Source organism: Falseniella ignava, assembly GCF_002847645.1.
In the GTDB taxonomy this organism is placed as follows: domain Bacteria; phylum Bacillota; class Bacilli; order Lactobacillales; family Aerococcaceae; genus Falseniella; species Falseniella ignava.
In genome coordinates, this window is sequence record NZ_PKHE01000004.1 from 75,349 (window position 1) to 90,000 (window position 14,652).

Sequence of the window (14,652 nt, forward strand, 5' to 3'; positions counted from 1 at the left end):
TTCTTTCTACCTTATATTTCTTTTAATAGACGCAATTCTTCAGCAGTTAACTCGCGGTATTCCCCTTCAGCGAGATGTTCATCTAAAGTAATCGGTCCCATACTTATACGATGAAGCTTTAAGACCAAATTGTCAATAGATTGAAACATTTTTTTAACTTGATGAAACTTGCCCTCATAAATCGTCACCTCAGCCCATATTTCATCGGGTTGATTGGATGGCAAACTTCGTAATTGGGCGGGGCGAGTCACATAATCATCGATTTTTATCCCATTTTGAAATGTTGCAATATCCACATCAGTAATCGATTTAGCAATTTTCGCTTGATAAACTTTAGGGACTTGATGTTTTGGCGAAGTCAATCGATGGGCTAATTGGCCATCATTTGTTAAAAGTAATAACCCAGTTGTGTCAATATCTAACCTACCTACGGGGAATAAATCGACATGTTGATAATCAAGCGCAACCCAGTCAATCACTGTTTCATGGAGATGATCAAATGTTGCGCTAATAATTCCATCCGGTTTATTTAACATCACATAATAATACTGTTGGTAAGCGATGGGTTCATCATAACAACATACTAGATCTGTTTCGGGTTCAATGTGTAGACTTGACTTTGTCACCGTCTCCCCATTTATCGTAATCGCTCCAGATTGTATAAGCTTCTTAACATCTTTGCGGGTACCGAATCCCGAGTGGCTTAATAACTTATCAAGTCTCACTCTACAAACCTCATTTCATCTTGTATTTTTTGATATCGATTCCCCAGTATAATATGCAATAAATTCAGTAATCCAAGTGCAATCACATAGATTACAACGGATACGAATACAACAATCATAATCTTAATAAGCAGCATCCAGCGCCCATCTCCCGGAATTAATACATTTACTAATTGATTCCATAAGACTGCAGCCACTGTCATCGTAATCGAGGCGATAAAAATTCGTACCATATTCGTTAACAAGACATCATAGTTAATTTTTAATTTTTTCGAAATCGCAATCCAACTTAAAGTACTTGTCACTGTAAAGCCAATCATGGTTGCAATAAGTGCACCATGAGCCTTCAGTAATGCCACCATTGGAAATTGTACGACTAATTTGACAAGTAAACCTACTAATAAATATCGTACAGCTAAACGACGTTGATTCATTGATTGCAGGATGGTTGATAAGACCGTATAAAGTCCTAATATCACACTTGAAATCGCTCCAGTCACTAATAAGTTAGGCCCTGCTTCAATACCGTATTCAAAGAAGAAGAAATAGAGATTGTTTGCAATAGCTGCCATACCTAAAGCAGCAGGCAACATAACAATAAAGAAAATAGACATAATATGCGTCACCATCTCACTCGTTCCTTCTAAGTTACGTTTTGCGTAATAACTTGTAATGGTTGGAACTAATGAGGAAGCAAGCGCTACAGCGACGGAAATAATAATCATCACTAATTTATCAATATCAAGGCTCATTAAACCATAGAGTTGTGAGATTTCAGAGAACATTAACGATGATGTTCGGCTTAAAATTTGGCCAAAAGATAATTGGTCTATAAATTGTGCAATAATGATTCCTGATCCTAATAAAATAAATGGAATACTATCTTTTAAGACTAGCGTCATACTTTCATTAAAATCAATATCAATTTTATTAGATGATTGTGACATTAACTTATCCGTTTGAGGCTTATATCTAAAGTACTCAAATAATAAATAACCTAGGGATAGTATCGCACCGATGAAAGCAGCGAAAGTTGAATGTACGACTGCTGTAGTTGGCTCTCCTTGTTGTATTTTAAGAATCGCATACGTTGCAACTAGTAAATATGCCACTCGCGCTAATTGTTCTAAAATCTGTGAAATAGCCGTTTGTTTCATATCATTAAAACCTTGGAAATAACCTCGTAATAAGCTCATTCCTGGTAAAATTAGTAACGCAGGTGTTAATGAACGGATGACCGTTGTGGCTGCATCCACATTTTGAGTTGCCGACATCGAGGCTATCCATGGTGCGGTGATAAATAATATTAAAGCAGAAACAATTCCGGTACCAATCATAATATACAAACTATTTTTGAATAGTTTATTAGCGACTTTATATTCGTTATGCGCATGGAAATACGACATTTGCTTAGCAATCGCACTTGGGAATCCGGCTGTAGCAATCGCTAAAAATAACGCATATGGTTTATAGCCTATACTGTACAAAATATTAACTTTCGTATAAGATTCACCAAACATACTGGCCCATGGAATAATATAGAGTGCGCCAATAATACGGGAGAAGACACTTCCCATTGTTAACCACGTTGCACCACCTACTATAGAGCGCTTATCATGCAGGCTTTCATCCACTTCTTCAGCAATTAATTGACCCGTCGTAAGATCTTCTTCCATCCGTTGTTCGGTAATAATTGGCTCAATTGTTTCAGGTTCCTCTTCCAACATTTCTGTCGCACTGGTTGTCTCAATCGAATTCTCCTCGGTGATTAGATTGTCTATTTTATCTACCTGTCCTTTACCAATATGTGAAAAGGTGTTTTCAATTTCAGATTCGGTCGATCCAGCTTCAACTTTTTCCTCTGAAGAAGATACTTGATTGATTGTCTCGTTTGATTTTTCAAGGATTTCTTTTAATTGATTGACCGAAAGGCCTTCACCTTGTTCTTCTTGTTGATTTTGGTCGAGATTAGATATCTCTACTTCAGCTTCAGTTTCGGCTTCATCGGATAAGGATGAAGTCGTCTCTTCAGTGTGCCGTTGAGTATCCTCATCAGTTTTTGCATCAATCTCTTGGGTAACATCATTTACTATATTTACTTCAATTTCGATTACTGATTCCGTTTCTTCATTTTCTTCAACTTGTGGATTATATAAATTGCGAAGCTTATTTAAGATTGAATTTCCTTTTTTCGGGGTGATTTCTTTTGATTCAACTGTCACTGGCGTATCTTCCACCGAAGTTTCTTCCTCAAGTGTATCGAATTCTTTAGGCTCTATATCCACATCTTCACTTTCATCTTCTACAAGATACTCTCCTGTATAAAATGATTTTAATCGTTTAAACCAGCTTCCACCCGTAGAAACAGCATCGTTATCAACTTCTTTTGCAGGCGATGATTTTGTTATATTCGTTAATTCAGGCTCTTCTAGCTCAGTACTTTCGACATCGAATTCATTTTCCTCTGTTTTGTCACCCTTATTTTCCTCATCTTGATCCAGTGTTTCTAATACATTGGAATGGCGAGAGTTTAGATTCAACTTCATTTGAATCGTATGCCATAAAGAGTGATCCTCCTGAATCTCTGATATTTCACCTTCTTGATCTGTCTCCATCTCAAATTGATTATAGGCTTGAATATCATCTAATTGATTCATATCATAATGTTCTTCATAACTCGGTTGGATCCATTTGCGTTTTTCAGCATTGCTTGCTTCTGCTTCAGCTTGCTCTTTCAACTGTTCACGAATCGAAACATAACGAAATTCGTTATACGGTGTTTCAAACTCGGATGTTGAATTAGACCCAAACGGCTCAGATATAGATTCAGACGACTCATTAGCAGATAAATCATCAGATTGAGTAAAGTAGTCACCATCAATAGGTTGCGGATTTGGGTCACGTAACTTCTTACGATCTTCTGAAGTAAACTCAATTGTATGCGATAAATCATGCGTTGACTTCAGGTCATCTCTTTTATACTTTTTAACCATAAGCAGCCTCCTTTCATATCATTACTTAATAACAATATTAACTAAACGATTCGGAACAACGATAACCTTTCTTATTTTTTCATGGTCATAATCTGTTTTTTGCTCGATCATTTTGCGTGCCATAGACTCAACTTCTGCATTTGACAAATCAATTTCAATGTCCATTTTTTTAATCAATTTGCCATTGACTTGAATCACGACTTCAACAGTTTCATCCTTCGTCAGTGCTTCTTCATAAGTCGGCCATGTCTCAAGGGAAATGGATTGCGTATGCCCCATCGCCTGCCACAATTCTTCTGCCAAATGTGGCGTAATCGGAGCGATTAAGGTTAAGAATCCTTCCATATAAGTTTTCGGCAAGACGCTTTGCTCGCGTGCTGCATTTAAGTAAATCATTAATTGTGAAATTGCCGTATTAAAATGAAGTTGCTCGTAATCTTCTGATACTTTCTTAACGGTTTGATGATAAATTTTCTCAAGCGACTTATCATCTAAATCGACAATGTTAGGATTCAACTGTCCTGTCTCTTCATCAATGAAAAGTCGATAGACACGGTCTAGGAAGCGGCGACTACCTTCAAGACCTTTCTCACTCCAAGCAATTGAAGCATCTAAAGGCCCCATAAACATCTCGTAAAGTCTTAGCGTATCCGCACCAAAATCATGAACGATATCATCTGGGTTTACTACATTGCCTTTTGATTTAGACATTTTTTCATTGTTCTCCCCTAAAATCATTCCTTGATTGAATAATTTTTGGAAAGGTTCTTTGGTTGGAACGAGTCCTAAATCGTAAAGTACTTTATGCCAGAACCGTGCATAGAGTAAGTGTAAAACAGCGTGTTCTACTCCACCAATGTAAAGGTCCACCTGCTGCCATTTTGCAATAGCTTCGGGACTTACAAATTGTTCGTCATTATTCGGATCCATAAATCTTAGGAAATACCATGAGCTACCTGCCCATTGTGGCATCGTATTCGTCTCACGGCGCCCCTTCATACCTGTTTCAGGGTCTACAACATTAACCCATTCTGAAATATTAGCAAGTGGTGATTCTCCGGTTCCACTTGGTTTGATTTGGTCTGTTAAAGGAAGTTCCACCGGTAATTCTTCTTCTGGAACAACCGTCACTGTACCATCTTCCCAGTGAATAATTGGGATAGGTTCGCCCCAGTATCTTTGACGTGAGAAAATCCAGTCGCGTAAACGGTAATTAATTTCAGCATAACCTTTTTGATGTGCTTCTAACCATTCAATCATTTTTTCGATGGCATCTTGATTGTTAAGGCCATTTAGGAATTCGGAATGAATATGAGTTCCATCTTCAACATAAGCTTCTTCTGAGATATCCCCTTCAATCACTTGATGAACCGGTAAGTCATATTTATGGGCAAACTCATAATCTCTTTGGTCATGTGCAGGAACGGCCATCACAGCACCTGTCCCATAGTTATATAGAACATAATCACCTATCCAAATTGGAATTAATTCTTCGGTAACAGGGTGAACGGCATAGCTTCCAGTAAAGACTCCCGATTTATCTTTATTAAGCGAAGTACGTTCTAAATCACTTTTAGTTTCGATTTGTTTTAAAAATTGTTCTACCTCTTTTTGGTACTCCGGCGTTACGATGTGCTTAACTACTGGGTGCTCAGGTGCAACCACCACATAACTAACACCGAATAGTGTATCAGCACGCGTTGTATAGGATTCAATCATTTCATCGAAACTATCGACTTTAAATTTAATGACTGCCCCTGAGGATTTACCAATCCAGTTTCGCTGCATTTCTTTAACGTTCTCTGGCCAATCTAAATCATCGAGTCCTTCTAATAACGGTTCTGCATATTCCGTAATTTTCAAGACCCATTGTTTCATTGGCTTACGATAGACTGGAAAACCTCCAACTTCAGAAACACCATCAATGACTTCCTCATTGGCTAAGACCGTTCCGAGGTCGGGGCACCAGTTAACCATCATCTCATCTTCGTAGGCTAACCCTTTTTCGTATAATTTCGTAAAGATCCATTGGGTCCATTTATAATACTTCGGATTCGTTGTATCAATTTCCCGGCTCCAATCATAACTAAAACCGAGTGATTTCAATTGGCGACGGAAAGTATCAATATTTTTTTGTGTAAAATCTGCGGGGTTATTTCCGGTTTTAAGCGCATATTGTTCAGCTGGAAGTCCAAAAGCGTCCCATCCCATTGGATGTAATACGTCATAACCTTGCGCACGCTTCATTCGTGCCATAATATCTGTTGCAGTATAACCTTCAGGGTGCCCAACGTGAAGCCCTTGTCCAGATGGATATGGGAACATATCTAAAACATAATATTTTGGATGTTCAGGTCCTCTATCTAATGTTTTAAATGTTTGATGCTCTTCCCAATATTCTTGCCATTTCTTCTCAATTTCTAGATGATTATATTTCATGTTGGAATTCTCCTTTTTTCTATAAAAATAACCCTATGTTACTCATATCATAACATAGGGCGTCTTAACGCGGTACCACCTAATTTTCAAATATAATTTATTTCTTATATTATATTTGCTTAATATCGATAACGTTGATATCACGGCTTAATCTACTTTTTTTCAATTAAGCTAGCATAGAATGAGTTCATTACTCCTTACTGACTTACTTTCACCAGGTGTAAGCTCTCTAAACAGCACTGAATAACTAATAATTTCTACGATCTAATTTAGTTTATTAAAAATTAATCACTTGACCTACGTGAATTAACGATGAGCCCTGATTATTTGCAATCAATTGATGTACATCGACACCGTAGCGCATTGAAATTCCATAGAGTGTATCTCCAGCTTGAACGACATGTGATTGTGTCGTCGATGGCGTTGATTCTGCTGGAGCTGCTGGTGCTTTCGATTCGGCCTCTTCAACTACCGGTGTTGATTCCACTACAGGTTGAGTGTAATTAGGCGCTGTCGCGGTATTCGACGTTTCTGGAACATTTGGTGTAACCTTATTTTCTGTCACTGTTTCTTGAGTTGTTGGTGCAGTTTCCTTAGATGAGGCAGATGAAACTGTAGGAGTTTGACCTTTAACTTTCAAAACTTGTCCTGGATGAATTAAGTAAGAAGTTAATCCATTCATTTGCATCAATTCATTTAATGTCATTCCATTTTGACGCGCAATCGTATATAATCCTTGTCCTCGTTGAACAACATAGGTACCTTGTGTAACACGAGGTGTAGAAACACCTTGTGAAGGACGTGGCGCAGCTGGTGCAGGTGTCGCAGGGACTATTGGTTTTGGTGTTGCTTGAGGTGCGGATGCACTCGGAGCTGGCGTTTGATTAATTTTTTCGGTATTAACTTTATTCTCATTCGATTCAGTTGCTGGCTTAGACTCAGATGGTGCTGCAGGTTGAACTGGTTTTGCAGCCGTTCCTAAATTGAGGACCTGACCTGGATGAATCACTGTATTAATATTGAAGCCAGTTTGTGCGAGTAACTGATTCAATGTCATACCATGAGCAGAAGCAATACGATACAATCCATCTCCGGGTTGAACCACGTAAGTAACCCCTGTTGAATTTGATGATGTTTGATTTTGTGCTTGGCGAAGCTCTAATTGACGTTGTTGCTCAGCCAGACGCTTTTGCTCTTCTTCAGCTTTAATTTGGCGCTCTGCAATCGCAGTTGTATCCACCACATCGTAACGCGTTAAATTATACATTTTAATAATGCTATCTAATTTTGGTCCATAACGTGTATCTGTTGCATAACGCCCTGTTAAATGCTTCGTCGCATCATGATAACTTTGGGTATTGCTTCTTCGAGCTCCTGCATAGAAGTTATAACGCCAATCGCTTGAGTCATGCCCTCCCGTTAACAAACGTGCATAATCTTCTAGTGATTCTGCATACTCATCGTATTTACGGAAGTGGTCATTAATTTGGTAGTACTCTCCTTCACCATTATCTTCCAAAGTTGGCATCTCAACCGATTGTCCTTCATACTTCCCTTTAATACCAAATAAGTTATGGTTAGGCGCTTTAGCAAGCGTACTATTCCCCCAAGCAGATTCAAGTGCGGCTTGAGCAATCATAACAGACGCATAAAGATCATTATTCGCAGCGATTCGTTTTGCTGAATCAGCGACTAAATTTAAAAATTGTGCTGGAGATAATTTTTGCGCGTGCACGGTTAATACGTGACCGGCTTGTTGATAATGAGCAGGTGCAATACAAGCAGCACTCAATAATGCAAGCCCCGTATTGAAGGTTGCCATTCGCTTCATCGATTTTTTTCTTTGTTGATATTTATGTATACTACGACGGGTACGCATTCGCCAGTCCTCCTATTTTTCGAAATTCTATCACGTTATGAATTATAGCTGATTTAGAGCCAATAGTGTTGATTTTATGGTATTTTTAGTTAACATGTAATACATGTAATAACTTTGTAACTCAGGAGGGATTTTTATGCTCAATGCTATGCGATTTAGTCATCAACTTCTTGAAGAAACAATCAATCGATTCCCATCAGGACTTTTTATCGATGCAACGCTAGGAAACGGACATGATAGTTATTTTATATTAAGTAATAAAAACTTTAAAGGTCGATTATTATCTTTTGATATTCAAGCTAGAGCGATTCTTAACTCCTATCAACGAATCAATCAGCTTCAGACTACTTCCGCTTCATATCAATTCATTCATGCCTCCCACGATACTTTGTTCAATTATCTCAATTCAAATTCTTTAATTCATGGTGCAATTTTCAATCTGGGATATCTTCCTGGGGGCAATCATCAAATTACAACCCGCTCTCAATCAACATTAAATGCGCTTCAACAAATTATGTCACGACTTGTTCGAAAAGGTCGAATACTCATTGTCATTTATTCTGGACATTCTGAAGGACAAGTGGAAAAAGAACAACTTTTAAATTATCTTAAAACAATCGATCAACAGGCATATCACATATATCACTATCATGCACTTAATCAAAAAAATAACCCGCCGGAATTATTAGCTATCGAGCGCATCTAGTATCAATATCTTCGAACATCGTTTCAATGTAATCTTGTATAAAATATGGTAAAATTAGTCATAAGAGATTCATAAATTTAAGAAAAGAGGTTTACTATGACTCATAAAAATAGATATCAATGGTTTTTACCTATTATCACTGTCTTCATGTTTATTACATTATTTGCTGCAGTTTTAAGACAATCAAATCCTTTAACCATGGTGGAATTACTTGCGCTTACTTCAGGTATTTACAGTTATGTCCTATTATTAATGATTGCCTTTCTAAGCACCCCACTAAAATGGCTCCGAAAAAAAATAACTGAGGAACATCAAAAAGATATCCTCACAGGTTTCTTTGTTTTACTATTTGTATTTGTAGCCATTCATTTACTTACAAGATTAGCTATCCCAACGTTAATAATAGATAGTATTTCATCTATTTTAGGCTATATTAGTCTAGTCCTATTAGTAACCATCGTACTTTTAACAATAATTTTTTCTCCTCAATCATTTGGAATTGCTCGTAACAAACTCAAAAAAATAACCGCTAGTCGTTTTAGTCATTTTATTAACCTTTGGATGAGTCGCGTGGTTGTTATTGCTACTTTAGTGGCTTACTTCCATATCACACTCATTCCACTCTATAACCAAAACAATTTGTTTATGACGTTTATTAATTTATACTCACTAATTATTCTTGGCGTCTATGCTTTTAAAACATTCCAGTCCTATACATCACCAAAATATAAATTAATTGATAGCACCCGAATCACTGCGCAACATTACTTGATTACCACTCAATCCAATGATGCACAACTCAATCAATATCAGCCGGGTGATATTTTTAACATTCGCTTTAAACAAGGAAATAAAATCATAACTGATAATCCTTTAAAAGCTTACACGTTACCCGACTCATTTGCTGGAAATCAACTGCGTTTTGTTGTTAAGGACTCAACACCAGAACAAGTCTTTCAAAACAATATATCCCAAGGGGATAATGTTATATTAGAAGGCCCTAATCAAAATGAAGCTAGAAATATTCTTAAGAACCAAGCCCGAAGTCTATATCTATTCACAGCGGGAAGTGGGATATTCTCTGGTTTAAGCTTGATTCAACAACTACTATATCAAGAAAAATCAGAACAACCAATCACATTAATTTGGAGTCTCACATCTGAGGAAGATATTTATTTGCTTGATATACTCAATACACTTAAAGAGACTTTCTTAAATTTTAATTATCGAATTATTTTAACGAATGAAAAAACAACCCAATATGATTATGGATTTATCGATGCAACTTATCTTGAACAACTTTTAAATAACAATGATCTAGATACAACGTCCTTTATAACTAGTGGCCCCAAAACCTTTGTTCAAGCAACCGAAACATTCTTGCAACAAATGAATGTTCCAGAGAAACATATTTTTACTGAATACTAGAGAATAGGAGGATAAATCCAATGAATAAATCAAAAACAATACTAAATGTTCTTATCCTAAGTATCATTTTATGGGTTGCTACACTACTATTTTATACAGATAAAATATCGTTTAAATCAATAGATAATGGTTCAGATATTATTGAAGTCATCAATAATCACCCTCAATATGATGATGGGATATACTTTGGTCTCGCAAAAGAAGATTCGGACTACGTTAATGTTAAAGTATCCGTCCATGACCGACAAATTGAGGATGTTCAAGTGCTAGACTATGCTAGCGAAGCAGAGGATGCTGAAAAAATTATCAAGCATTTCCCATCATTAATTGTAATGGCAAATTCCCCCGATATTGAGGGAGAAACCCTTGATTCACGACCTTTAATTGAATTAATTAAAGCATCGGTTCGTCAAGCACTAGAACAGCCTGCTGCCATCGATCAACAAGTAACTCCTACAACAACCGAAGTCACAGAAGATGAAACAACTAAGGTTATCGAAAAAACTGAAGAAACTGAAGAAACAAGTAATGTCGAAGAAACATCTGCTGAATCTACCTCACTTGAAGCAACCAACGAAACGAATGAAATAACTGAGGAAGAATCCAGCGAAGAAGATGACCTAGCAACGACGATTGAACCCGAAACTACCATATCAAACGGAAAATATACGGGTAAATCAAAGAAAGATCATCATGAAGTTGAAGTCGAAGTTACACTTAAAGATGCACAAATTAAATCTATTAAATTTTTAAATATTAATTCTGATCAAATGGCAAAAAATAAAACATACCAGTTAATCTCTCAATCAATTATTAACTCAAACTCTACTCAATTGAATTTAAGTCAACCAACTTCATTAGCTGAAGCTATTATCGAAGCAGTTGAGGATGCTATCAATCAGAGTCGTTAAACACCTCATTAAATAAAAAATAGCGGCGTGCTTTAATTGGCATGCCGTTATTTTTGTTTGATTATTATTTAGCAAGGTAATCCTTAATAACATCAACTTTATCAAGTTTTTCCCAAGTAAACTCTGGTAGATTGCGTCCGAAATGACCATAAGCTGCTGTCTTACGATAACGTGGCTGACGTAAATCTAGCATTGATATAATTCCATTTGGCGTTAAATCAAATAGATCACGAATCAATTTGATAATTACCTCATCTGGGTACTGAGCCGAATTATATGTATTCACATAAATACTCGTAGGTTCACTAACTCCAATCGCATAAGCAAGCTGAATCTCAAGTTCCTTAGCCACACCAGCTGCCACTAAGTTTTTAGCAATATAGCGGGCTGCATATGATGCAGAACGGTCAACTTTGGTGCAGTCTTTCCCTGAAAATGCTCCTCCTCCATGGTGTGCAACACCCCCATAAGTATCTACGATGATTTTACGCCCTGTTAATCCCGAATCGCCTACTGGACCTCCAATAACAAATTTACCGGTCGGATTAATAAAAATACGTGTTTCATCATCTAACCATTTCTCATATACAATCGGTTCGATTACATGTTGAATAATATCTTTGCGAACTTGCTCTAATGTAACCTCTTCAGCATGTTGAGCACTAATTACTAAGTTATCGATACGAATCGGCCGACGATGTTCATCAAATTCAAAGGTAACTTGTGTCTTACCATCTGGTCCTAAATAAGGTACAATTCCAGATTTACGTACAAAAGCAAGGCGTTCTGCTAATTTGTGGCTGAGTAAGACAGTTAAAGGAATATATTCTTTCGTATCATCAGTTGCATAGCCAAACATAATTCCCTGGTCTCCCGCACCAATTAACTGTTCAGAATCTGCTGCTCGAGATTCTAATGCATGGTCTACCCCTTGGGCAATATCAGGTGATTGTTCATCAATAGATACCAACACAGCTACATTATCAGCATCAAATCCATATTTGAAATTTTCATAACCAATCTCTCGGATGGTCTCTCTAACGATGGATTGAATATCAACATACGCTGTTGTAGTAATTTCTCCAAAAACAAGTACTAGACCGGTATTAACAGCTGTCTCACATGCTACCCGTGCATTTGGGTCTTGCTCTAAAATAGCGTCTAAGATAGCATCGCTAATTTGATCTGCTACTTTATCGGGATGTCCTTCAGTGACAGATTCCGATGTAAATAAATAATTTTTATTCAATGTATTTTCCCCCATTTATATATTGGTTACAAGGCAACATTCAATTAAATTGAATCCCTATCGGGAATAATGATGTGTAACATATGAATTATAACACTGCGTATATGAATAATCTAGTAAATGAGTTTTGAATCTTGTATCAAACTCAAATATTAGATAAGATATACATAACATATTCACCAAGAAAGGGAATTTATGAAAAATATAATCAAAACATTACAATTACCTATAACAAAATTATTGTTATATCCCTTATCAACAGTTTTGTTTGGCCTTATTTATGGGTATTTCACTTCAAATGTATTTAATTTTACGACATCTATATTACTTTGTGTAATGGTGATGGGTGCCGAGACTACTCACTATCTTTTTCATTTAAAAACAGATCGATATTATGATCATCCTAAACTAAACATCTTTTTGATTATTTCGGAAGCAATCTTAACTATTGCTTTACTCACACTATTTTTTAGGATGAATTGGCGAATCAACCTACTTTTATTTATGTATGTAGCCTTTATTCATTTACAATATTTCCCATTTAATTTTTCAGGGACAATTTACCAATTAATCTTAAGGGTAATGTTTAACGGATTCATTCTTAATTGTATAGCCTTATATTCTCAAATACACAGTCTACCAAAAGAGCAATTAATAGCTTTTATTCCATTAGTTTTTATTCAGTTTGCGATTAGCTTAAGTTCTTACAATATGTGCTGTTATTATAAATACTTAACCCCTGCGATTCAACCAAAAATGATTAATCGTATAATGATTATCAGTTCGTTTATCGCCGTTAGTTTAGGGGTATACTTAAGTTTACCATCCACATTCTATTACCTCGCACAGATTATATTTGTATTGTTATCCGTATTTCTGCTAGTACCCATTGTCAATCCAGTTAAAAATGAAGTTCAAATGAATCATAAACATTATTATCTCTGTTCTATCAGTACCATTATTACATTACTATACGCCATTGCCTATTATTACTAAACTGATTTATCCATTCAAAAAGAGGGTTAGTGAAAGCACAAATCTTTCACTAACCCTCTCTTTTGATTAAAAAAATAACAAAATAAAAAAGCCTAACGGCTTCTTAAAATACCCTACTCGTGATAAGCGGGTGACGAGAATCGAACTCGCGACAACAGCTTGGAAGGCTGTAGTTTTACCACTAAACTACACCCGCATAAAAACGGTCCGGACGGGACTCGAACCCGCGATCTCCTGCGTGACAGGCAAGCATGTTAACCACTACACCACCGGACCTAGATAAAATAGATTAAAATGATCCGTACGGGATTCGAACCCGTGTTACCGCCGTGAAAGGGCGGTGTCTTAACCACTTGACCAACGGACCTTAAAAAAATGTTTTTATAAGGAAGTGCTTATCGTTAACTGCACTAAGGTTAGCTCCAGATTGGTTATGCTTAGCAGTTAACAGCTAACCACTTGACCAACGGACCTTAAAAAAATGTTTTTATAAGGAAGTGCTTATCGTTAACTGCACTAAGGTTAGCTCCAGATTGGTTATGCTTAGCAGTTAACAGCTAACCACTTGACCAACGGACCATAATATAAATTACAACGGAGAAGGAGGGATTTGAACCCTCGCGCCGCGTAAATGCGACCTATGCCCTTAGCAGGGGCACCTCTTCAGCCTCTTGAGTACTTCCCCAAAATCCAAGATATAAGCAATGGGCCTGAGTGGACTCGAACCACCGACCTCACCCTTATCAGGGGTGCGCTCTAACCAGCTGAGCTACAGGCCCATTATAGAAAAAAAGCGGGTGACGAGAATCGAACTCGCGACAACAGCTTGGAAGGCTGTAGTTTTACCACTAAACTACACCCGCAAAATAAAAAATTGCGGGGGTAGGATTCGAACCTACGACCTTCGGGTTATGAGCCCGACGAGATGCCAGCTTCTCCACCCCGCGATAATAAAAAAGGAGGATGAGGGATTCGAACCCCCGCACGGTTTGACCCGCCTTTCGGTTTTCAAGACCGACCCCTTCAGCCAGACTTGGGTAATCCTCCATAATAATATAATAATTTTTTCAGACCCTTAATGGACCTTGTAGGACTCGAACCTACGACAAGACGGTTATGAGCCGCCTGCTCTAACCAACTGAGCTAAAGGTCCAAAATCACAATAGCGGCGAAGGGGATCGAACCCATGACCTCCCGGGTATGAACCGGACGCTCTAGCCAGCTGAGCTACACCGCCATATTAACAAAATGGAGAATAGCGGGATCGAACCGCTGACCTCCTGCGTGCAAAGCAGGCGCTCTCCCAGCTGAGCTAATTCCCCATCA

8 protein-coding genes, 11 tRNA genes, 1 riboswitch and 1 other annotated feature are annotated in these 14,652 nt (G+C 37.4%); of the genes, 3 read left to right on the forward strand and 16 right to left on the reverse strand.

The features are described from left to right. Positions 1–11 precede the first annotated feature (11 nt). The 4 genes from CYJ57_RS02565 to CYJ57_RS02580 all read right to left on the reverse strand — a co-directional run bounded on the left by CYJ57_RS02565 (position 12) and on the right by CYJ57_RS02580 (position 8,036). On the reverse strand, positions 12–725 hold the full coding sequence (locus tag CYJ57_RS02565) for a pseudouridine synthase (protein ID WP_101953950.1): 714 nt from the start codon (positions 723–725) through the stop codon (positions 12–14). Further along, positions 722–3,718: a putative polysaccharide biosynthesis protein gene (locus CYJ57_RS02570; RefSeq protein ID WP_101953951.1), complete on the reverse strand. Its 2,997-nt coding sequence runs from the start codon at positions 3,716–3,718 to the stop codon at positions 722–724. Before CYJ57_RS02570 ends, CYJ57_RS02565 begins: the two co-directional genes overlap by 4 nt. Positions 3,719–3,739: 21 nt before the next feature. Next, complete coding sequence (leuS, locus tag CYJ57_RS02575; RefSeq protein WP_101953952.1) at positions 3,740–6,157, reverse strand: leucine--tRNA ligase; 2,418 nt, start codon at positions 6,155–6,157, stop codon at positions 3,740–3,742. 52 nt (positions 6,158–6,209) lie between these two features. Beyond that, positions 6,210–6,430 (reverse strand) — a binding site (T-box leader). Positions 6,431–6,434: 4 nt separating this feature from the next. Next, positions 6,435–8,036, reverse strand: a complete 1,602-nt coding sequence (locus CYJ57_RS02580; protein WP_101953953.1) for a LysM peptidoglycan-binding domain-containing protein — start codon at positions 8,034–8,036, stop codon at positions 6,435–6,437. Positions 8,037–8,172: 136 nt separating this feature from the next. Here CYJ57_RS02580 and mnmM point away from each other — a divergent pair, with 136 nt between their 5' ends. From mnmM to CYJ57_RS02595, 3 genes are all read left to right on the forward strand, one after another. After that, entirely contained in the window at positions 8,173–8,742 is a 570-nt protein-coding gene (mnmM, locus tag CYJ57_RS02585; protein ID WP_101953954.1) for a tRNA 5-(aminomethyl)-2-thiouridylate-methyltransferase MnmM, read from the forward strand. Between the two features lie 96 nt (positions 8,743–8,838). After that, a complete protein-coding gene (locus CYJ57_RS02590; protein WP_101953955.1) occupies positions 8,839–10,170 on the forward strand; it encodes a ferredoxin--NADP reductase in 1,332 nt (443 codons plus the stop codon). 20 nt (positions 10,171–10,190) lie between these two features. Next, positions 10,191–11,081 carry an FMN-binding protein gene (locus CYJ57_RS02595; RefSeq protein ID WP_101953956.1) on the forward strand — a complete coding sequence of 297 codons (891 nt, stop codon included), beginning with the start codon at positions 10,191–10,193 and terminating at the stop codon, positions 11,079–11,081. A gap of 64 nt (positions 11,082–11,145) precedes the next feature. Here CYJ57_RS02595 and metK read toward each other — a convergent pair whose 3' ends face one another. The 12 genes from metK to CYJ57_RS02660 all read right to left on the reverse strand — a co-directional run bounded on the left by metK (position 11,146) and on the right by CYJ57_RS02660 (position 14,648). Further along, positions 11,146–12,330, reverse strand: a complete 1,185-nt coding sequence (metK, locus tag CYJ57_RS02600) for a methionine adenosyltransferase (RefSeq protein WP_006701447.1) — start codon at positions 12,328–12,330, stop codon at positions 11,146–11,148. Beyond that, positions 12,328–12,415: riboswitch (SMK box riboswitch) on the reverse strand. (Overlaps the previous gene by 3 nt.) A gap of 1,036 nt (positions 12,416–13,451) precedes the next feature. After that, a tRNA-Gly gene (locus CYJ57_RS02610) sits at positions 13,452–13,522 on the reverse strand. Positions 13,523–13,529: 7 nt separating this feature from the next. Continuing rightward, positions 13,530–13,602 (reverse strand) — tRNA-Asp (locus tag CYJ57_RS02615). A gap of 19 nt (positions 13,603–13,621) precedes the next feature. After that, a tRNA-Glu gene (locus CYJ57_RS02620) sits at positions 13,622–13,693 on the reverse strand. A gap of 228 nt (positions 13,694–13,921) precedes the next feature. Next, positions 13,922–14,011 (reverse strand) — tRNA-Ser (locus CYJ57_RS02625). Between the two features lie 20 nt (positions 14,012–14,031). Then, positions 14,032–14,105: transfer RNA gene (locus CYJ57_RS02630), tRNA-Ile, on the reverse strand. A gap of 13 nt (positions 14,106–14,118) precedes the next feature. After that, positions 14,119–14,189 (reverse strand) — tRNA-Gly (locus CYJ57_RS02635). Positions 14,190–14,200: 11 nt separating this feature from the next. Beyond that, a tRNA-Met gene (locus CYJ57_RS02640) sits at positions 14,201–14,273 on the reverse strand. A gap of 10 nt (positions 14,274–14,283) precedes the next feature. Further along, positions 14,284–14,373 (reverse strand) — tRNA-Ser (locus CYJ57_RS02645). A gap of 32 nt (positions 14,374–14,405) precedes the next feature. Next, positions 14,406–14,479, reverse strand: a tRNA-Ile gene (locus tag CYJ57_RS02650). A gap of 10 nt (positions 14,480–14,489) precedes the next feature. Further along, positions 14,490–14,563 (reverse strand) — tRNA-Met (locus tag CYJ57_RS02655). Positions 14,564–14,575: 12 nt separating this feature from the next. Continuing rightward, positions 14,576–14,648 (reverse strand) — tRNA-Ala (locus CYJ57_RS02660). Between the last annotated feature and the right edge of the window lie 4 nt (positions 14,649–14,652).

Excerpts from the sequence above, each read along its gene's own strand:
- CYJ57_RS02590 (WP_101953955.1), top strand. The coding sequence starts at position 8,839 with ATGACTCATAAAAATAGATATCAATGGTTTTTACCTATTATCACTGTC.
- leuS (WP_101953952.1), bottom strand. The coding sequence starts at position 6,157 with ATGAAATATAATCATCTAGAAATTGAGAAGAAATGGCAAGAATATTGG.
- CYJ57_RS02595 (WP_101953956.1), top strand. The coding sequence starts at position 10,191 with ATGAATAAATCAAAAACAATACTAAATGTTCTTATCCTAAGTATCATT.
- mnmM (WP_101953954.1), top strand. The coding sequence starts at position 8,173 with ATGCTCAATGCTATGCGATTTAGTCATCAACTTCTTGAAGAAACAATC.
- CYJ57_RS02580 (WP_101953953.1), bottom strand. The coding sequence starts at position 8,036 with ATGCGTACCCGTCGTAGTATACATAAATATCAACAAAGAAAAAAATCG.
- CYJ57_RS02570 (WP_101953951.1), bottom strand. The coding sequence starts at position 3,718 with ATGGTTAAAAAGTATAAAAGAGATGACCTGAAGTCAACGCATGATTTA.